Below are 20,987 nucleotides of genomic sequence, written 5' to 3'. Positions count from 1 at the left end.
GAATTGGATTTCCTTGCGAATCAAATTAGATTTGACGTTCCAAACAACGGTGAACCCCAGCCTTCAATTAGGTATGCTTCCGACGTTCCCTTAAGACCATAAATATAAACCCCAATATCATATGAAAAACATTGCAGTGATTGGCTCCGGTACCATGGGAAATGGCATCGCCCATCTTTTTTCCCAGCATGGCTTTCAGGTAGCCTTGATAGACATTAATCAGGCTGCTTTAGACAAAGCCATGATTACCATAGGTAAAAACTTTGACCGCCAAATCGGTAAGGGAATATTGACAGAGGAGGAAAAGGTCCAAGGCTTGAACAATATTCAAACCTTCACCGAAATGGGCCAAGGGGTAAAAAATGCAGATCTTGTTATAGAAGCGGCCACAGAAAATGTTGCCGTCAAATTGGAGATTTTCAAACAATTGGACAGTCTTTGCCCAGCTGACACCATATTGTCCTCCAATACTTCCTCCATTTCTATCACCAAAATCGCGGCGGCCACCAAAAGAGCGGAACGTGTCATTGGCATGCACTTCATGAACCCTGTGCCGATAATGAAACTGATAGAAGTCATCAGAGGTTATGCGACTTCTGATGCCGTGACAATGGAGATCATGGTGCTTTCCAAAACCATCGGAAAAAGCCCCGTGGAGGTAAACGATTACCCAGGCTTCGTTGCCAACAGAATCTTGATGCCGATGATCAATGAAGCCATCTACACTTTATATGAGGGGGTAGCGGGAATTGAGGAAATCGATACCGTGATGAAACTCGGAATGGCGCATCCTATGGGACCATTACAATTGGCGGATTTTATTGGCCTTGATGTTTGTTTATCCATAATGAAGGTCCTTCAGGATGGCTTTGGCAATCCAAAATATGCTCCATGCCCACTCTTGGTCAATATGGTAGCTGCGGATTTTAAAGGAGTCAAAACAGGTGAAGGTTTTTACAAATACACTGCGGGTAGCAAGGAATTGGTCGTTTCAGAGAGATTTAAATAAATTCATCAAATAAAACCTTAAGATTTTTTTCGGTTTAGTAACCGAACAAAATCTTAAGGTTCATCTCATCAAAAAAAATGCATATAGCGGTTTCGGGAAATATAGGAAGTGGCAAAACAACATTGACGGAAAAGTTGGCCAGACACTATGGTTGGAAGGCTGAGTTTGAAGCAGTGGATAACAATCCCTATTTGGCGGACTTTTACGAGGACATGAAGCGTTGGTCCTTCCATCTTCAGGTGTATTTCCTCAACAGTAGATTCAATCAAATCACTAAAATTAGGCAAAGTGAAATTTCGGTGATCCAAGACAGGACCATCTATGAGGATGCCTATATATTTGCGGCAAACCTTCATAAATCAAAGTTGATATCAGAAAGGGATTATGAAAATTACTTGAGCCTGTTCAATTCCATGATAAATTTGGTGAAAGCGCCCGACCTTTTGATTTATCTGAAAGCAGATATTCCAAAATTGGTGGGTCAAATCGAAAAACGTGGTCGCGAGTACGAAAACTCAATCCGAATAGATTACTTAAAAAATCTCAATACCCATTATGAGGACTGGATTGGGAGTTATGACAAAGGCAAACTTCTGATCGTGGATGTGAATGACCTTGATTTTGTTGCCAATCCAGAGGATTTTTCAGCCATTGTGGGAAGGGTGGATGTAGAAATCCACGGTTTGTTTTCCTGATTGAAATGGAATAAAGGATCTTTTGAGAATTCGAGAGATCCTTTATTCCATTTTTCTCAAAAGCCAATTGGAAATCGCCTTGTGGTTTTCCTCTTTGGGATTCAGTAGAAGTCCGTCTATTTGTTTTAGGCTTCCTCCGGTCATGATGTTTTCGTAAACCGATATTCTGATCAATTTATATCCATGCAGCCTTGACATCAGATCATACTGGGCATCATTGTATGCATTCAGCTTCCAACCCGGAGACCCATTCCCGGAAAGATCTCCGAATTCCTCCCCTTTCCCAAAAACTTTTGCAGCGATAGGTGGACCATTCCATATTCTTTCCTGCAAACCCACTTTTAGACATTCTCTTTCGAAGGTCCTACATTGCCTTTTGTATGCATCGGCCCAATAAAAAGAAAATACATCATAAATACCTGTTTTTAAAGTACTTAACCTGTACCTGTTAAAATGGACTTCATCATCATAAAGAAATAAAAATCGATTGATTTTAAAATCGAATTTGAGAGAATCCAATAAAATGGGTTGTCCTTCACCTCCCAAAGCAGCAAAAGCTTCTGACAAAAGAATTTCTCCCTTACCCTTCAAAAACTCAGGGTTAACCTGAAAAATGAAGGCTTCTTCCAATTCTACGGCTGCCTCCTCAAGTATTTGAATGAGATGATTTACTTTTAAATTGTGCACGATTTTTAAATTTGTTTATTCCCCTTTTCGGATAATGTCCCAGGTATGATCCGCCAGCAAATTGACTTCTGCAATGAAGGTGGCAAAACTCCCCTTCCTCCCCCATTCTTCAGGTGCAATCATACTCATAAAATCTGATCCATCTTCTTTTTCATAAAGGAAGTAATGATGGTTGATCAAGGGTTCAAACCCAATCGAGGCTTCATAAATTCTTTCGGAAACTTCCAACCGCTTTTGAATAAGTTTTGCTTGGTCTGCCAAAAGCTGCATTTGTTGGTAAATCTGAGACATTTGCATATCCGTCTGTGAATGCATCGCAGATACAGCCCTTCCGGTTATTTTGCCCTTGTCCTCTGGTCTAATGATCGCACTGCCCGCTTGGTGCGCGTAGGGAAGAAGTCCCGGATTATCGGTGGTCTTCTCCTTCATTTTCTCCAGATCAAAGTTACTGATATCAATCTTGTTTCGGTTCTTCATTTTTTTTGATACTATCGGTGGGTACAATTCTTTCTTTCAGGTTTCCCTTTGATCCAGGAAAGGTGGTTCGGGAAGAAATATCAATTCCAATAATCACCATGGCTATCATAAAGAGAACCGCTATTATTAAAAAGATAAGTTTTTTCCTATTCATAAGCATTGTCAGATTAACATCAATGTATCCAATTCGGTTTTATTTTGGCAAAAATAGTTCAAACAATCGTGTTTAAAAACTACTAATTTTTCGTTTTCTGCTGACTTGAAAAGCTGAAACAATCCCGACCGCAGTCCCCGCCAAATGAGACTCCCATGAAATTTTTTTTTCTGTGGGGAGTACGCCATAGATAATGCCGCCATACAGAAAAATAGTGATAAAGGAGATAATTATTGATTTCACGGTCCCCCTAAAAACCCCCAAGGAGATCATGAAGAAGGCCAAACCATAAACCAAACCACTCGCCCCAATATGAAAATAGGGTCTGCCAGCAAACCAAACGATCAAATTTGTAAAGAGATAACACTGGAGGATTACCCGATCGGCTACTTTATCATAAAAAAAATACAAACTTGTCCCCAATACCAGAAAAGGAATCAAATTCGAAATGAGATGCAAAACATTGCCATGAATAAGTGGCGAGAACAGAACGCCGTGCAAAAATTTGATTTTCATCGGGAAAATACCCAAAAATGCCAGATCAATTCTAAACACTTCTTGAACTAAAAACAAAAGAACTATAAGCACTCCAAATCGGAAAGGCACAAAGAAACTTTCCCCCATCCTTTCCCCCATCCTTTTCCCCAAAGTCATTTTCATAAACAGGTAATCCTAATTTAAAAAAAAATGTTTTTAATTTTAATCTAATTGTAAGTAATTTACTTTATTATTACTTTAAGTTTTTAACTCTCCAAAAGAACAATTACGACATTTTATGTATCAATTGATAAATCCGCAAATTATTTTTCAGTATTTCGGTGATGATGATGAGGAGATGCTTAGAGAGATGATTCAAATCATCCTTGACACCAATTTCAACGATCTGAAGCATTTGGAACAGTATTATGTTTCAGGGGATCTGGCAATGGTGAAAAAAAAGTGTCATAAATCCAAACCAAGTATGAGTTATGTGGGAGCCATGAAAACCAGAAAACTTCTGGAAGAGATTGAAGCTGACCTTGAAAATTCCCATTCAAAATACCTTGAATTGCTTAAGGATTTGGATATTTTGGACGCAGAACTCAATTCCTTCTTGAAAAATCTTTGACTACACAAAATTAAAATTTACCACCTATAATTTATTTCCAGTCAAAGTCCGATTTTTCCGATAATTTTCGGAAAAATCGGACTTTGATATGAAAAAACTGCATACCTCCATTCTCTTTCTTTTCTTTTTTGTTAACCTGTCAATTGCACAGAACAAGCTGACAGTAGAGAAGATCATGCAAGATCCCAAGTGGATGGGCACTTTCCCATCAAACCTGAATTGGGATGCCCAAGGGCAATTGATTTATTTCAACTACAACAAAAATCAGGATCCTTCGGATTCACTGTATAAAATCAGCCTCAATCAAACCTCCCAAATCACAAAAGTCGGATTGAAGGAACAACTTGAGATTATTCCCAATAATGCCTCAGACAACATTTCCAAAACCAAAAAACTTTTTTCGAAAAGTGATGAATTGTTCCTTTATGAATCCGCATTAAACAAAAAAAAGAGTTTGCTTTTATTTGGAGACCGGATTTCCAATCCAAGGTTTTTGAAAGATGAAAACCGCATCGCATTTGAATCCAAAAACAACCTTTACGTTTTTGATATCCCCTCCGGCAAGATCCAAAAAGTCACCAATATCCAAATCGGCGTCGATCCCGAATCCAAGGAAAAGAAAGCCAGCCAAAAAGAGGAATGGCTGAAAGAAGATAATTTAAGATTACTCGGTGTCATTAAAGATAGGGAAGATAAAAAAGCACAAACAAAGGCGTATCGAGAAGCAACAGAAGAAAAAAAACCTAAGCCTTTCTTCACGGGTACAAAACAGATATCCAACCTACAATTGTCTCCTGACGAGAAATTCGTCACTTTTTCATTGATCACGCGTTCGGAGAACAAAAGAACAGACGTTCCTGATTACACTGAGGTGACCGGTTACACCACCAACATCGCTGCAAGAACGAAAGTGGGTGACGACCCGGTGAAAGTTGAATTGGGTATTTATAATTTGACCACCGACAGTGTAATGATGGTATCGGCGGATAACCTTCCCGGCATCAAGGATCTGCCCGACTATGTTAAGGATTACCCTGAAAAGAAATGGGAGGAAAAAGATCGGAAAATCATTCCTTCCAGCCCTGTTTTTTCAAATGATGGCAAGAATGCAATTATCAATATCCGCTCTTTTGACAACAAGGACAGATGGATATCCCTCTTGGATTTATCAACAGGGACACTTAAAACGTTGGATAGACAGAGAGATGAGGCCTGGGTAGGCGGTCCTGGCGTGGGCTCCAGTTTTGGCGGTGGCACCTTGGGTTGGCTATCCGACAACAAACACATCTATTTCCAATCCGAGGAAACAGGATTTTCCCACCTTTATCTTTTGGACATCACATCGGGGACAAAAAAAGCCCTGACAGCTGGAAATTACGAAGTTTTCAACCCCTTCATTTCAAAAGATGGTAAATCTTGGTATTTGACCAGTTCTGAAGTCCATCCTGGAGAAAGGCATTTTTATAAGATGCCATTGATGGGTGGGAAAATGGAGAAATTGACCAGCATGACTGGAAACAACGACGTCACACTTTCCCCTGACGAAAAACAATTGGCGATACTTTTTTCATCCAGCAACCAACCTTGGGAATTGTATCTTCAAGCAAATTCTTCCAAGGCAAAGGCAAAACAATTGACCGACGGGCAAAGCAATGCATTCAAAGAATATCCTTGGAGAGAGTCTTCCCTGATCCACTTTGATGCTGCAGATGGCGCCAAAGTCCCAGCGAGACTTTACACTCCCGATGCGAGCAATAACAATGGCGCAGCCGTTATTTTCGTTCATGGTGCCGGATACCTTCAAAATGTCCACAAGTGGTGGTCGAGTTATTTTAGGGAATACATGTTCCACAATTTGCTGACGGATTTGGGATACACGGTTTTGGACATTGACTATCGTGGGTCTGCAGGATATGGCAGAGATTGGCGAACGGCCATATACCGTCATATGGGTGGAAAAGACCTATCAGATCAGGTCGATGGGGCAAAATATTTAATGGCCCAGCATGGCGTAAACCCCGGGAGCATCGGGATTTATGGAGGCAGTTATGGGGGCTTCATCACATTGATGGCGCTTTTTAATGCCTCTGAGACCTTCACATCAGGTGGTGCCTTGCGTTCTGTTACAGATTGGGCACACTACAATCACGGTTATACATCGAATATCCTCAATGAGCCTTTCAATGATCCCATTGCTTATGAAAGATCTTCCCCTATCAACTTCGCCGAAGGCTTGAAAGGCAATCTGCTGATTGCGCACGGGATGTTGGATGTCAATGTGCATTTTCAGGATGTGGTTCGGTTGGCCCAAAGACTCATTGAATTGGAAAAAGACAATTGGGAAATGGCAGTTTATCCAGTTGAGGACCATGGATTTGTGGAGCCCAGCAGTTGGACGGATGAATACAAGCGAATACTGAAATTATTCAATGAAACACTTTTGAAATAACATGAAAAACTTCAAGCCGAATTTTTCTCAGCTTCCGATATTCTTGGGATTTCTTTTTCTGTTTTTCTCCTGTGGGGAAAAAAAAGACAATGCCTCCGAGGAAAATGGATTGGTCGCAGCCAAAGCGATGGTTGTATCGGCCCGTAAAGAGGCCTCAGAAATAGGGATTGAAATCCTTCGACAAGGAGGGAATGCCTTTGATGCGATGGTAGCGACCGAGTTGGCATTGGCTGTTGCATATCCATTTGCGGGAAATTTGGGTGGCGGAGGCTTTATGGTTTACCGGATGTCAGATGGAGAAATAGGTTCCATCGATTATCGTGAAAAAGCCCCATTGGCCGCTACAAGGGATATGTATTTGGATGAAAATGGCGACGTGATCCCTGGCAAAAGCACACATGGCGCAATGGCTGTTGGTATACCGGGAACCATCGCAGGGGTTTTTGAAGTGCACCGAAAATTTGGATCATTGCCGATTGAGGTCATCCTTGCTCCCGTCATTAAATTGGCAAAAAAAGGAGTGATTGTCACTGAAAAGCAAGAGAGAAGATTGGCTGGAAGTCGGGCGGATATCATCAAAGTCAGCGGAGAAAACACCCTTTTTGCTGCGACTTACCAAGTGAACGATACCATAAAATATCCAGCATTGGCAGAAACCCTGATGCGGATATCCAAAGGTGGAAAAGATGAGTTTTATAAAGGGGAAACCGCAAAACGACTCGTCCAATTTTTGGAGGAAAACGGGGGAATCATCACATTGGAGGATCTTGCCAGCTATGAAGCCAAATGGAGAACCCCACTTACCTTCCCCTACAAAGGATATAAAATAATCTCCATGGCACCCCCCAGTAGCGGAGGCGTCACTTTGGGGCAAATTATGGGAATGGTAGAAAAATTTGATTTGGCTCAATTGGGACATAATTCACTGCCATACATCCAGGTACTGACTGAAGCAGAAAGAAGGGCCTACGCCGACAGAAATTATTATTTGGGAGATCCCGATTTTGTGGAAATCCCTGTTGGGAAGTTGATGGAGAAGGATTATTTAAATGCAAGGATGCAATCTTTCTCCTTCGATAAAGCCACTTTGTCATCGGAATTGGCACAGGGTGAAATCCAATTCCAAGAAAGTGATGAAACTACCCATTACTCCATCGTTGACCCATTTGGAAATGCTGTTTCAATCACGACAACACTCAATGGCGCATACGGATCTAAATTGTACTGTGATGATTTGGGTTTTTTCCTCAACAATGAGATGGATGATTTCAGCTCCAAAACCGGTGTTCCCAATATGTTTGGACTTATCGGTGCCGAAGCCAATGCAATAGAGCCTGGAAAAAGAATGCTCAGTTCCATGACCCCTACCTTGGTGGAAAAAGAAGGAAAACTTTTCATGGTAGTGGGAACTCCTGGAGGGTCCACCATTATCACAGCCGTATTGCAAACAATCTTGAACGTGGTCGAATTCGATATGGGCATGCAGCAAGCCGTCAACGCACCGCGATTCCACCACCAGTGGTTACCGGATAATGTGACCTTTGAGCCTCAGGGATTCTCTGATGAGCTGCTGAAGGAATTAGAGAAAAAAGGGTATTTGATCAATAAAAACAATACGCCAATCATCGGGAAAGTCGATGCCATTCTTGTTTTGCCAAACGGTAAATTGGAAGGTGGAGCTGATAAGCGAGGCGACGATACGGCTGTTGGCTTCTGATTGTTCTGTTCAAAAAAGAATGGATTCTAAGTGGGCATATTCCCATCAGGATCCATTCTTTTTTGATACAACCAAGCTAAAAAAATCTAAGGGCTGGTCTTGTTTATGATTTTTATTTTTTAGCCTTATCGTTTCAAAATAAATGCGGCAATATCCCGCAAAACTTCCTCACTGATAGATTCTTCGATCTGGCTGTATTCACTTACCGCGCCCGTTTTTGCAGTTTGGAAAAGATGGTTCATTTCTGGATAAACTTTTAAATGGAGCAACTCACTTTTCTCCTCAAAAAGTGAGTTCAACAAATTGCCGTTTTCGGCAGCATTTACCTGAAGATCCTTTCCACCAAAGGCGGCAAATACAGGAATATTTATTTTTGAAATGGCTATTTCTGGTTTGGTTTTGAGAAAATTGATGAGCCAAGGGCTGATATTGGGCTCATAAGCTTTCAAGAGAGCTTCCTTTTGCTGGCTTTTGGTTTCATCTGAAAGTTCTTGATTTGCCAACGATTCCTCAATCAAGCCTGTCAGTTTTGATTTTGCTTCCGCTTCGCTGTTGCTCATTTTCAACAATTCATAAAAAGACGCATTAAAAGAAACCTGTTGGTCGACGAAGGTTTTTGACAAACCGGAAGAACGTGCGATGTCTTTGGTCTGTTTGACCATCAAATCGGAAATGGGTACCACGGGTGCGGCCAAGGCTACAAGGAAATTGGGTGAGATGTCACCTGCACCAATTTCCCAAGCGATCATGCCCCCTTCGGAATGGCCAATCACTCCAATTTTGGTTTGATCCACAAATGGAAATTTGCGGAGATGATCCAAAGCACTTTCTGCATCCTTTTGAAAATCTATGGAAGTTGCTGTTGCAAAATCTCCCTCTGAGGCGGCAACACCCCTTTCATCATACCTGAAAACAACAATTCCCTGACTGGTCAGGTAATCCGCTACCACCCAAAATGGTTTATGTCCTAAAATTTCCTGGTTTCTATCTTGTGGGCCTGAACCTGAAATCAAAATAACAGCAGGAAAAGGCCCATCCCCTCTTGGTTTAGTGATTGTCCCTTCCAGCTTAATCCCAGCACTAAGGTTTTCAAAAGTGGTTTCTTCCAAATCGTAATCAAAAGGTGCGATTGGGGTTTGTGGTCGTTTTGGTACTTCATCCACAGCATCTGCAGATAATTTTTGGAGATCGAGGGGGAAATTCATTCCATTTTGGGTAAATTTTCCCTTGATCAATTCGGAAGTCAGAATTCCTTCATAAGATATCCCACCAGCGGCAATTTCCAAGTTCAATAAAATCCCTTCAAAAAGGACTTTGGAAAGTTTAATTCCCTTAGCTCCCTGATTTGGACTATCCATTGTCCCGGCCCATTCCCCGCCCTCCTTTTGAAAGTTAAATACCAATGGCAGCTTTTGCCCCATTACATCTAATTCCCCTTTCCAGCTTCCAGCCAGTTCTTGGCTAAGACTGGGTTGCAGTGAGATATAAAGTACATAAAGTATGAATATTGATTTTTTCATGGACACTTGGTGTTGGAGGATTGATACTTAATTGTTTTTTGAATGTGATTCAATTTATTTCCAACCCTCAAGATATTGGTTTCTTATCAAAAAAACACTTAATGACGGTTTGTAATGACTAAAAGTTTAAAGTGTCAATGCGCAGGTGAAAAATTTTACCTTAGATAAAAACATCTACATTTGGGAATGGATAAAGAAATTCTGATGGATTTGGTGACCAAAAAGATGCCTTTTGGAAAATATAAAGGAAAACTCCTCTGTGATGTTCCTGAAGATTATTTGGTTTGGATGAACAAAAAAGGTTTCCCGGAGGGAAAACTTGGGATGTGGCTAAGTACCCTTTATGAAATCCGTTTGAACGGTCTTGAGGATATCCTGTATCAACTGAAAAAAATGCGTTAAAAAAGAGCCGTTCAGAATTTCCGAACGGCTCTCATTTGCTCTTAATTGAAATTGGTATTAATAGTTTAAAGTCAATGCATTGGAACAAGTTCCCGTTCCAGCTTCACAAACTTTATAGGTGACGGAACCGCCTCCTTTTAAGCCTGTGTTATCGGTATATTGACCGGTGGCACTGGAAATGGTCGCAACTTTTACAGAACCTCTGTAAATGTCCACATTAGCAGAACTTGCTCCATTCCATTTCAAATTGGCAGTAAACAAACCCTTAATCTTAGCGCCTGAACCTGAAAGTACAATACTAGCTGGTTCTGGATCCACTGGATCCACGATTGGACCGCCGTTATTGTTTCCTTCTCCCAGAGAATACAGGAGATGATTTTTAGCAGTGCTGGAGTTTGTGACGATTCCTTGGGTAGCGGTAGCAGAAATAAAATCATAAACTGCCTGCACACCTGCAGTAGTATTCGCCTCTAAATAAAGCGCTGCAACCCCTGCTACGTGAGGAGATGCCATACTTGTACCGCTAATGGTGCTGAGTGCGGTATTACTGGTATACCAAGCAGAAGTTATTCCAGCACCAGGGGCAAAAATATCTACACAGCTACCGTAATTTGACCATGAGGTTTTTCCATCTGTTGTAGTAGTGGCACCGACAGTATAGGCCTTAGGCGCTCTTGCGGGGGAATAATTACAGGCAGGTTGCTCTCTTCCACGACTGTCTCCATTTCCCGCAGCAACAATTACAGGAATACCGGCATCATACATTCTCCCCACTGCATCGTCTATAGTTTGGCTAGCACCACCTCCAAGAGACATGTTGGCCACACTTAACTTGTTGCTTCCATTTGAGGCTACCCAGTCCATTCCGGCCACTACCCCGCTCCAGGATCCTGATCCATTACAATCCAGTACCCTGACCGCTACCAACGAGACTCCTTTGGCTACGCCATAAATTGTCCCGCCAACAGTACCTGCAACATGACTCCCATGACCGTTGCAGTCCTCTCCATTACCTCCGAAGGCATCAAACCCTGAGGCTTGTGCCCTTACACCAAAATCAACATGGTCACGTTTAATGCCAGTATCGATGATATAAGCAGTAACACCAGAACCTGTTGTTTTGTATTCGTAATTTGCATTCAAAGGCAATGCCCGCTGGTCTATCCTATCCAAACCCCAAGTTGCATTGGATTGGGTTATTGTTGTACTGGCATAGGCATAGCCATCCTGTTCGATATAGCTCACGGCCGGATCCTGCTCCATTGCCTCTAGTTGTCGGGAGGTCAACTCAACAGAAAATCCGGTAAGCAGGTTACCATAAACGCGATCTATTTTTTGTTCGGAGACATTGTATCGGGCTGCCAGATCATTGGAAACAATCCTCATGCCCGCCTGTACATCTTCATAACTGTCCGTTTTCCTGAAATTTAGCTGAAGATTATCTTCCTGAAGGACCACGATAAATTTTCCGGGTATAAAACCCTGCTCCTTTATCAAGGACACATTCTCCATTTCTGCGATTGTCTGATCTTCGCCAAGTTCCTGACAGGAGCTAGCGATAATGGTAAAACCAAAAAGGAACAAGCCAAATTGTTTTCCGATAGATAGGTAATTTTTCTTTTGCATAAATTTTGTTTAGTGGTTTGTAATGTTGCCTAATGAATGAAAATTGATGACTCAACTTAAGATTTTAATTCTTTAATAAAAAGAATTATTGAAAATAATATAGATAAAATTTGGTTTAATTACTGAATAACCATATAAACAGGTATAAATGATATTTTTATGTATATAAAAAGTTTTTCGGGTTAATAAATGTCACAAAGTTGCAAAAGAAATAGCATAAACAAGATGGATCCCTTATTTTTGCAACTCTGTTACAAATATGATAAACAAGATCCTGGGAATATTATTCATTGCCTTTTGGTACACTGGCCTCACTGTAGCGCAAGAAGATTGTGTCTTGACGATTCGGGGAAAGGTCATCCATGCCGAAAACAATGAACCCATTGAAGGCGCTTATATTTGGATAAAGGAGATAGACCGTGGAGCAATAAGTGATTATAACGGTAATTTCAGGATTCTCAACCTCTGCACAGGCAATTACACTGTTTCCGTCCAATACCTTGGGCACAGCGATTATAAAGAAAGCATTGTGGTTACCTCAAATTCCAATTTCACGTTCAGGTTGGAGGCAGAAGACATCACCTTAGAAGGTGTGGACATCCATGGACACCAGGACGCCGTCATCACCACTTCATCCGTTTCCAGTATCCGTGGAGCAGAATTGCGTATTGCAAGAGGAGAAACCCTTGGCGAAACCCTTGGCAGAATCCCAGGAGTAAGTTCATACAGTACAGGTGCCAATATTTCCAAACCCGTCATTCAGGGTTTGCACAGCAACCGGATCATGATTCTGAACAACGGAATCCGATTGGAAGGCCAACAATGGGGTACCGAACATGCTCCTGAAATAGATGCTTTTATTGCCAAAGAGATTGCAGTCGTTAAAGGGGCGGAAACAGTCCGTTTTGGACCAGAAGCCATGGGGGGTGTGATCCTGATCAACCCTGCGCCCATACCTACAAAAGCCGGATTTGCTGGAGAACTAGACCTAGTAGGAGCATCCAATGGACGAATGGTCAATACTTCCGTCACGATATCGGGAGGATCCAAAAAATGGCAAGGATTGGGCTATAGAGTTCAAAGTTCATCCAAAATGGCAGGGAATATCCAATCTCCTGATTACTATCAAGACAATACCGGTGTGCGTGAGTTGAATTTTTCGGGAGCCCTAGGGTATAGCAACAATAAATTGGGGACGGAACTGTACTTTAGCCATTTCCAGACCAGCCTCGGGATTCTAAGTGATGCACACACAGGCAATTTATCAGATCTCAATGGTATCATTGAAAATGGAAGACCTTTTCGGGACTCAGAATTCACCTACCAAATCGGAAATCCCAAACAGCAAGTAGACCACCAATTGTTAAAACTCAAATCCCATTACCACCTTGGCAATGGAAGTAAATTGAACCTGCAATATGGATTTCAAAGAAACCACAGAAGGGAGTTTGACCGAAGACGGGGTGAATTGAACGAGAGGGCATCTCTGGACTTGGAGCTTTTTTCCAATACATTGGATATCAGCTTCACGCACATGACTCGGAAAAAATGGAATGGATCTGTGGGATTGAATTTGATTCAACAGGCAAATTCAAATGTCCCCGGTACAGGCGTAGTGCCTTTGATCCCCAATTATGACATGAAGAATGTCGGTATCTTTGTCATTGAGAAGTATACAAGCGGTCCCTTGGAGATAGAAGGAGGTTTGAGGTACGATTTTAGACAAGTAAAAAGTGCAAGAATCCAAAATGGTGAATTGGATGATCGTGAATTTGAATTCCAAAATTTCTCTGCATTCTTGGGTGGGGTGTATGCCCTAAGCCGTTCACTCACTTTCAATTCGAACCTTGGGTCTGCTTGGAGACCACCCAATATCAATGAACAATTCAGTCAGGGGCTTCATCATGGGTTGGCGGCAATCGAGATCGGCAATCCGGATTTTGTCAGCGAGCAGTCTTATAAATGGGTAAACACCTTGAATTTCGTCGACAATAATCTCCGTATGGAATTAACGGGATTTGCCAATCGGATCAATAATTATATTTATTTAAGTCCAAGCCAAGAGCAGTTTGTATCCTTGAGAGGGTCCTTTGCGATTTTTGAATATTTGCAGACCGACGCAAACCTCTGGGGCGGTGATCTTTCAGTCAACTACACGCTTACGCCTGTCTTGGAATTGTATTCGAAGGGGTCCATTGTCCGGGCAAAGAACATAAAAGAAAATAATTTCCTTCCCTTCATTTCCTCAGATCGTTTGGAAACGGGAATAATTTTAAATATGCCAACAAAGGATGGGGTTTCCAATACAAAATTCACCCTTGGCAACCTAATGGTCGCAAAACAAACTAGGGTTCCTGACTTTGACCTGGCCCCCGCTCCTCCCGGATATTTCCTTTGGAACGCGGCCTTTCAAACCTCTTTTAAGATTTCTGACAAAACACTTAATCTTGGCTTTCAAGCAAAAAACATATTCAATACCTCGTATAAAGATTATATGAATCGCTTCAGATATTTCACCCACGATATTGGAAGGAATTTCTTACTCAAACTCAATTATGAATTTTAATATTTTAACCAAAATAAAAATGAACACAACAATGAAAATGATCAACAAAGGATTTTTGGCCATGCTCTTATTATCATCTGTATTCCTGTACAGCTCGTGTACGAGTGAGGATCCCGAAGAGGAAAATGAAGAGGAACTCATCACCGATGTCACACTGAAGTTCACAGAGGTAAATCCTGCTGGCGAAGCCATCGGAACGCCATTCAATGTCAAAGCAATCGATAACCAAGGATTGGGTTTGGGCACAACACCAACAATTGAAACCATCACTTTGATCAAGGGAAAGCGGTATATGTTAGAAATTGAATTGTTCAATAGCATAGAAAATGAGGACATCACCAAAGAGATCAAAGAGGAAGCAGACGAACATCAATTTTATTTCCTTGGGACAGCATTTGTAGGTTCTGCGCCTCTGACTTATACCTATGCTGACGAAGGAAGTGAATTGGTTGGATTGAAAGGTTTCGTTGCAGTGGCACAAAACCCAGGATTCAACAATGCTACATTCAGATTGGTTTTAAGACATGATTTGAACAAAAGCTTTCCGGGAGCAAATAACCCCAGCTTTGAGAATTTTATCCAGGCTGGTGGCGAGACGGATTTGGATATTGTATTTCCATTGGTTTTGAATTAAAAAATTCAAAAGGCATCTTAAAATACATTCATTTTTAGATGCCTTTTTTTATCTTTAAAGCATAATTAAACGATAAATCCATGCAAACTAAAATACATCTTTCGGTTTTTTTTCTCATCCTATTTCAACTTGTTTCCTGCGGCACCAAAAATCAGGAGCCTAGTGAAATTTTGAAAGAAGCGAATGTCTTTCACCAAAAATCGCTCGATTTGCGGGAAGAAATCATGGGAATTGAAAAACAGCTACAGAATGAAGGCTTGGATTATACCAACCTGAAAGAAGAATTGAAAATATGGGACAAGGATATCATAGAAGTGGTGGGATATGAGCATTCCGATGCTAATGGTTATCACCGGAAATACCATATTCATAATCCCCCAAAACCCCTTTCAGAAGAGGAACAATTGGCCTATCAAAAAATGATGTACGAAGAAATATTGGCCATTCACGAAAAATTCGCTCGGTTAATGGCTCCGGAAGTCATGTCTTGAAATCATTGATTTTTTTTACTCGAAATGTGCATCCCTTTTTCCAATGAGATTTGGGTTTGAAAGGAAATCAGAATGTTCGGAGAATGGAGTGTAGTTACCGTTTGGATGAAGTAAAAAAACGTAAACCCCTGACGGATTAACGCGCAATTTCAGTCTGGAATAGAATTGCCGATGCATAATACAGCAAAAAAGTTTTTGGATATTTTTTTTAAGTTTCGAGGATTTGAATCTTTGGCAGTAAAAATAAAGAAAACTTATTGTGAGTCCAGTAAGGTACCCCTTTCATCATGGGTAATCATTGCTCCTATTTAGACTTGGCTTATTTTGAGATCAACTGATCTGGTCAATTGGGATATTGGCATTGTTTAGTTTGATGATAAAACTGGTTCCCAAATTCACCGTGCTTTCCACCTCCAGTTCGGCATTGATACTATCCGCAAAATCTTTACAAAGCATCAATCCGATTCCTGTCCCGGTTTCGCCATCCGTCCCCTTTGTAGATTGGTTCTTGTTGCCAAATATTTTTGCAACTTTGCTCTCATTCATCCCCATTCCGGTATCTCTTATGATGATTTCACCATCGTTTCTATCCAAGATCTCTATGTATATCTTCCCTCCTACCGGTGTGAATTTTATCGCGTTCATGACAATGTTTCTGATAATGAAATTCAACCTATCTTTGTCCGAAATCACTCGCTGATCAATTGGTATTTTATTAACCAACTCCTGGTTTTTTCTTGCAAGCTGAACATTGAAAAATTCAATATTGGTTTCTATCAGCTTGTTTAGGTTGAATTCCTTCATTTGAACCACATTCGACCCCATCTGCGTTCTTGCCCAGACCAATAGATTTTCCAACATAAGGGATGCCGCATTGGTATCTCTTGAAATCAACTTCATCATTTCCTCCAATTCTTGATGGGAAAGCATTTCGAAATTCCACAATTCTATTGTGCTGTGAATATTGGAAAAAGGTCCACGGAGGTCATGGGAAATAATGGAAAATAATTTATCCCTGAATATATTGGCTTTACTTAAAGCCAGGTTGGTTTCATTGAGATGTTCAGTTTGAGATTGAATTTGAAGATGTTGCTTTTTGACCAATTCCAGAGATTTCCTTAATTTATGATGGGCAAATTTAAGTTTTTTGTAATTTTTTATCTGTCCCAAAAGCAGAACTGCCATTAACAAAACGGCGATGATGATGATAATTAACAATTCATTTTTTCGTTGTAGGGAGAGTCTTGAAAATTCCTGTTCTTGAATCAAACCCTGGTTTTCCAACTCCTTTTTTTCACTCTCATATTGAATGGTAAGTTCCTCCCTAACCTTCTGCCTATTTTCACTAAAAAAAGCATCGTCATTTGTTTTTTGGATGACAAGATATTCGTAGGCCTTCTTAAAGTCATTTTGAGCCAAGGCGATGGTTGAAATTCTTCCTGCAGTATGGGTGATTTGGAATCTTGATTTGATGCTTTGGGCAATCGCAAAGGCTTGTTCCGCATAGTCCATGGCCTTTTTATAATTTTTGTCTGCTCTATGAAAATCAGAAATTTGGCATAGCACAGAAATCTTACTCTCTACATCATTTTGGTTTTCAATGAGCTCAAGTGCTCGATTCAACATTTTAATCCCGGTCTTACTGTCTCCCGATTCCAAATACAATTCTGACAACTGGTTGATGCTGTTGATCATTCCTCTATCGTCCTTCATTGACTCTTTGATTTCCAAGGCTTTTTGGAGATAATCCATTGCCAGATCAAAATCTTCGCCCTTGGAATTCCCTCTCCATTTGTCTCTGTGATAGCTTCCCAGATTATTGTAGATCAATGCCAAGCCTCTTTGATTGTTGGTTTTCAATCCAAAAACCAAAGCCTTCTGATACATTTTTTCGGCTTTTTCGATTTCACCCGACCGGTAATAGATATTTCCCAAATTCAAATTGGATTCAAGCATTCCAACGGAATCATCGATATTTTCCCTGATTGTCAATGCTCCGAAATGGGCTTTCAAAGCGGATTCATATTCAGATTTGATCAGGTTACTTACACCAATGACATTCAACGCACTTGCGTGGTGTTTTTTTAAACCTAACTTTTCTGAATAAATGATCGATTGATTCGCAAAATAGATGGCGCTATCTTGCTCAAAGGAATAATAATGCTTGCTCAGGTCAAGAAAAAGGACTGCCTTAATAGAGTCATTTTCTGTTTCCACAATGGAATTCTTAAGACTATCAGGAAGTGATTGTTGTGGTAAGGCTTGCAGCACCAATGACCAAAAAATCAAAAAAACAGTGAACATATTTTTCTTTTTTTCAGGATAATAAAACAAAAGATTGGATGTGGGATGACAAAGCAAATATGCATGCTATCTGGTAATAAAAAAAACAATACAATCGATTATACCAATAATTACGTTCAATTTCAATGTTTTTTTATTTCAACTCAAATTTGAAATGAATAATCACAAGATTTCCTTTGAATTAATCAATTCTAAGGAAATAGAACTAAAACATTTTTGGCAAAAAGCTTTTTTGGGATTTCCTAAAACTTCTATGGAAAGCATGATTTTAATGAGAAGGGGTAAATTTCAATCAAAACATCCATTCTGGATAAAAAATCAAACCTTAACTGATCCTGTTGAATTGAACTCCCCAATGGGATTGGCAGGGATTATTGAATTTGTGGGCGGAATCCTGACACTGCAAGGCTTAAAAACCCATCATCATATTGATCCATCATAGCCAAATTGAAAATGCACCAATGCGAGGCTCCTTTTGCAAAAAGATCTGATCTTTTTGGAGTGCATCAATTAATAATTGAAAGATATCAATCAAGCTTTTTCTAGAGGGGAATTGACCACGATTCAGATAAAAACATCCGGCCTAAATGCCATTATTTTTTTCATATCATATTGGAATGCTTTGATGAAGGTTAAAATAGCCCATCTTCGAGGACCCATCCCAAAGAATTACTGATACCTTTAAAATTTTAATTTCGCTAACTCTAAATAAGTGTTATTTTTAGTTAATGGATGTTCTTCTACAATTATGACTGGAAATAAAGATTTGAGGATTGAAAGTCCACCTAAAAGTGTGGCGGGTATAAAAGCGGTTTTCATCGCCATGAAAAACATCTTCCAGGTCATGCCAAAAAGCAAGGCCATCAAGGTTCTCCATAAATTGAACCAAAAGGAAGGCGTGGATTGTCCTGGTTGCGCTTGGCCAGATCCAAAAAATCGATCCAAATTAGGCGAATATTGTGAAAACGGGGTAAAAGCCATTGCTGAAGAAGCCATGGAGCAAGTTGTCGGTCCCTCTTTTTTTACAACCCATTCCATTGATGATCTACGGGCCAAGAGCGATTATTGGTTGGGTCAGCAAGGCCGTTTGACACACCCCATGGTGCTTAGACCTGGGGAAAGCCATTATCTTCCTATTTCTTGGAATGAAGCCAATGCATGCATTGGAGAGGAATTGAAGGGATTGAGTCACCCAAATGAAGCTGCTTTCTACACTTCGGGAAGAACAAGCAATGAAGCCGCATTTCTTTATCAACTTTTTGCGCGCATGTTTGGGACGAATAATCTTCCCGATTGCTCCAATATGTGCCACGAATCCAGCGGTGTCGCTCTTTCCAGAACCTTGGGCTCGTCGAAAGGTTCTGTGACTTTAGAAGATTTTGAAAAGGCGGAATTGATCTTGGTTTTCGGTCAAAATCCAGCGACAAATCATCCGCGGATGTTATCCTCCTTGGAAAAAGCGAAAAAAAAGGGCGCAAAGATCGTCTCCATTAACCCGATGAAAGAAGTTGGTCTGGTCCATTTCAAAAATCCGCAAACGGTCCAGGGCATGCTTGGTGGAGGTGTGGAGATTTCCGATTTTTATTTACAAGTGCGGATCAATGAGGATGTGGCCTTGCTAAAAGCGGTCATGTTTAAATTATTGAAAATAGCGGAAAAAGAACCTTCCATTTTGGACAACAGATTTATTAGCGAAAAAACCGCTGGATTTGAGGCTTTCAAAAATATGCTTCTTTCCCAAGATCTTTCTGTATTGATGAAAAGAACGGGCCTCGAGGAAGCCGAAATTGATGCCTTGACAGACTTGATTGCCAAGCGAAACAAAATCATTGCCTGTTGGGGAATGGGATTGACGCAGCACGTCAATGGAGTGGACAATATTCAGGAGTTGGTCAATCTGCTATTGATGAAAGGAAGCATTGGAAAAGAAGGTGCTGGAACCTGTCCTGTCCGCGGGCATAGCAATGTGCAAGGTGACAGGACTATGGGCATTGCTGAAAGACCTTCAAAGGAACTGTTGGATAAGATCAGTGAGAATTTTGGCTTTTCTCCTCCCCGAGCGGATGGGTATTCGGTAGTAGATGCCATCAAAGCAATGCACGAAGAAAAAGTCAAGGTTTTTGTCGGAATGGGAGGGAATTTTTCAGCTGCTGCTCCTGATACACATTTCACGGCGGAAGCACTGCGGAAATGTAATTTGACTGTCCATATTTCAACAAAATTGAATCGTTCCCATTTGACACATGGGAAGACAGCCTTGATCCTCCCATCCATGGGAAGAACAGACAAATACATCAAAAATGGGAAATCACAATTTGTTACCGTGGAAAACTCCATGGGGATTGTTCATTCCACCCAGGGAATATTTCCCGCTCCTTCTGAATTTGTAGAAAGTGAACCCGTCATCGTTGCAAACATTGCAAAAGCAACATTGGATCAGGACAAAGTTGATTGGGATTTCCTCATCGAGGATTATGGGAATATTCGAGATTTGATCGAAAAGACCATTGATGGCTTTGAAAACTTCAACGAACGCATTAAGAAGCCATTGGGATTTGAATTGCCGAATGCATCCAGAATCGGAGAATTCAATACATCCAACAAGAAGGCCAATTTCACCATCAACCAAATGATGGACAATCCCCTAGAGGCCGAGGAATTCATCATGATGACCACCCGCAGCCACGACCAGTTCAACACGACTATATATGGTTTGGATGACCGCTATCGCGGTGTTTTCAATGGAAGAATGGTTGTCTTTATGAATGGTGAGGATGCAGCTCGAAACAACCTTAAAAAGGGAGATAAAATTACTTTGTTTAACAATTACGAAAATCAAGAAAGAATCGTGGAAGGTTTTTCCGTGGTTCCTTACGATCTTCCAAAGGGATGTTTGGCCACTTATTTCCCGGAAGCAAATCCATTGGTTCCCATTGGCCTTATGGCCCATTCTAGCCATACCCCTTCTTCGAAATCCGTGAGGGTAAAAATCAGGTTGGTGACCCCAAACATGAAATTGTGAAAAAACCCCCATTATGTCCGCTTATGGACGATAAATTGACCTGTTTTGGTACAGGACAAAAACCTGTATTACCGGTGGCGTACCTGTAGTGGTTTTTTGGCTATTGGAACAGAAATTGTAAATTTA

General features: G+C 40.8%; 17 protein-coding genes. 11 read left to right on the top strand and 6 right to left on the bottom strand.

Annotated features, from left to right (window positions below; all coding sequences use genetic code 11):
- Positions 1–121 precede the first annotated feature (121 nt).
- Together Q7J63_RS15495 and Q7J63_RS15490 are read left to right on the top strand one after the other, a co-directional pair.
- Entirely contained in the window at positions 122–1,009 is an 888-nt protein-coding gene (locus tag Q7J63_RS15495; protein WP_304887436.1) for a 3-hydroxybutyryl-CoA dehydrogenase, read from the top strand.
- A 77-nt stretch (positions 1,010–1,086) separates the two neighbouring features.
- Positions 1,087–1,704: a deoxynucleoside kinase gene (locus tag Q7J63_RS15490; protein WP_019600272.1), complete on the top strand. Its 618-nt coding sequence runs from the start codon at positions 1,087–1,089 to the stop codon at positions 1,702–1,704.
- 42 nt (positions 1,705–1,746) lie between these two features.
- On the opposite strand, the gene Q7J63_RS15485 is transcribed toward Q7J63_RS15490, so the two are convergent.
- The 3 genes from Q7J63_RS15485 to Q7J63_RS15475 form a co-directional block, all read right to left on the bottom strand.
- Positions 1,747–2,391, bottom strand: a complete 645-nt coding sequence (locus Q7J63_RS15485; protein ID WP_019600271.1) for a hypothetical protein — start codon at positions 2,389–2,391, stop codon at positions 1,747–1,749.
- Between the two features lie 15 nt (positions 2,392–2,406).
- Positions 2,407–2,868 (bottom strand): DUF2452 domain-containing protein, encoded by a 462-nt coding sequence (locus Q7J63_RS15480; protein ID WP_304887433.1) that lies wholly within the window; start codon positions 2,866–2,868, stop codon positions 2,407–2,409.
- A gap of 226 nt (positions 2,869–3,094) precedes the next feature.
- On the bottom strand, positions 3,095–3,682 hold the full coding sequence (locus Q7J63_RS15475) for a rhomboid family intramembrane serine protease (protein WP_304887431.1): 588 nt from the start codon (positions 3,680–3,682) through the stop codon (positions 3,095–3,097).
- Between the two features lie 115 nt (positions 3,683–3,797).
- Here Q7J63_RS15475 and Q7J63_RS15470 point away from each other — a divergent pair, with 115 nt between their 5' ends.
- From Q7J63_RS15470 to ggt, 3 genes are all read left to right on the top strand, one after another.
- Entirely contained in the window at positions 3,798–4,130 is a 333-nt protein-coding gene (locus Q7J63_RS15470) for an Hpt domain-containing protein (RefSeq protein ID WP_304887429.1), read from the top strand.
- 88 nt (positions 4,131–4,218) lie between these two features.
- On the top strand, positions 4,219–6,579 hold the full coding sequence (locus tag Q7J63_RS15465; RefSeq protein ID WP_304887427.1) for a prolyl oligopeptidase family serine peptidase: 2,361 nt from the start codon (positions 4,219–4,221) through the stop codon (positions 6,577–6,579).
- 1 nt (position 6,580) lies between these two features.
- A complete protein-coding gene (ggt, locus tag Q7J63_RS15460) occupies positions 6,581–8,296 on the top strand; it encodes a gamma-glutamyltransferase (protein ID WP_304887425.1) in 1,716 nt (571 codons plus the stop codon).
- Between the two features lie 125 nt (positions 8,297–8,421).
- Here the strand turns inward: ggt and Q7J63_RS15455 are convergent, their stop codons facing one another.
- Positions 8,422–9,816, bottom strand: coding sequence for a serine aminopeptidase domain-containing protein (locus Q7J63_RS15455; protein ID WP_304887423.1), 1,395 nt, complete (start codon positions 9,814–9,816; stop codon positions 8,422–8,424).
- Between the two features lie 186 nt (positions 9,817–10,002).
- On the opposite strand from Q7J63_RS15455, the gene Q7J63_RS15450 reads away from it, so the two are divergent.
- Positions 10,003–10,218, top strand: coding sequence for a DUF3820 family protein (locus Q7J63_RS15450; RefSeq protein ID WP_019600263.1), 216 nt, complete (start codon positions 10,003–10,005; stop codon positions 10,216–10,218).
- 57 nt (positions 10,219–10,275) lie between these two features.
- Here Q7J63_RS15450 and Q7J63_RS15445 read toward each other — a convergent pair whose 3' ends face one another.
- Complete coding sequence (locus tag Q7J63_RS15445; protein ID WP_304887421.1) at positions 10,276–11,844, bottom strand: S8 family peptidase; 1,569 nt, start codon at positions 11,842–11,844, stop codon at positions 10,276–10,278.
- Positions 11,845–12,103: 259 nt separating this feature from the next.
- On the opposite strand from Q7J63_RS15445, the gene Q7J63_RS15440 reads away from it, so the two are divergent.
- The 3 genes from Q7J63_RS15440 (at position 12,104) to Q7J63_RS15430 (ending at position 15,535) form a co-directional block, all read left to right on the top strand.
- A complete protein-coding gene (locus tag Q7J63_RS15440) occupies positions 12,104–14,410 on the top strand; it encodes a TonB-dependent receptor (RefSeq protein ID WP_304887419.1) in 2,307 nt (768 codons plus the stop codon).
- Between the two features lie 19 nt (positions 14,411–14,429).
- Positions 14,430–15,044, top strand: coding sequence for a hypothetical protein (locus Q7J63_RS15435; RefSeq protein WP_304887417.1), 615 nt, complete (start codon positions 14,430–14,432; stop codon positions 15,042–15,044).
- Between the two features lie 80 nt (positions 15,045–15,124).
- Complete coding sequence (locus tag Q7J63_RS15430; protein ID WP_019600259.1) at positions 15,125–15,535, top strand: hypothetical protein; 411 nt, start codon at positions 15,125–15,127, stop codon at positions 15,533–15,535.
- A gap of 330 nt (positions 15,536–15,865) precedes the next feature.
- Here Q7J63_RS15430 and Q7J63_RS15425 read toward each other — a convergent pair whose 3' ends face one another.
- Positions 15,866–17,839: a tetratricopeptide repeat-containing sensor histidine kinase gene (locus Q7J63_RS15425; RefSeq protein WP_139189914.1), complete on the bottom strand. Its 1,974-nt coding sequence runs from the start codon at positions 17,837–17,839 to the stop codon at positions 15,866–15,868.
- Between the two features lie 154 nt (positions 17,840–17,993).
- Here Q7J63_RS15425 and Q7J63_RS15420 point away from each other — a divergent pair, with 154 nt between their 5' ends.
- Together Q7J63_RS15420 and Q7J63_RS15415 are read left to right on the top strand one after the other, a co-directional pair.
- Positions 17,994–18,281, top strand: coding sequence for a hypothetical protein (locus Q7J63_RS15420; RefSeq protein WP_304887415.1), 288 nt, complete (start codon positions 17,994–17,996; stop codon positions 18,279–18,281).
- A gap of 306 nt (positions 18,282–18,587) precedes the next feature.
- Entirely contained in the window at positions 18,588–20,861 is a 2,274-nt protein-coding gene (locus Q7J63_RS15415; RefSeq protein ID WP_304887413.1) for an FdhF/YdeP family oxidoreductase, read from the top strand.
- The last annotated feature ends 126 nt before the right edge of the window (positions 20,862–20,987 follow it).

Source organism: Rhodonellum sp., assembly GCF_030656585.1.
Classification (GTDB): Bacteria; Bacteroidota; Bacteroidia; order Cytophagales; family Cyclobacteriaceae; genus Rhodonellum; species Rhodonellum psychrophilum.
The sequence above is the reverse complement of the archived record's forward strand: the minus strand, read 5'-3'. Positions and strand labels throughout refer to the sequence as shown.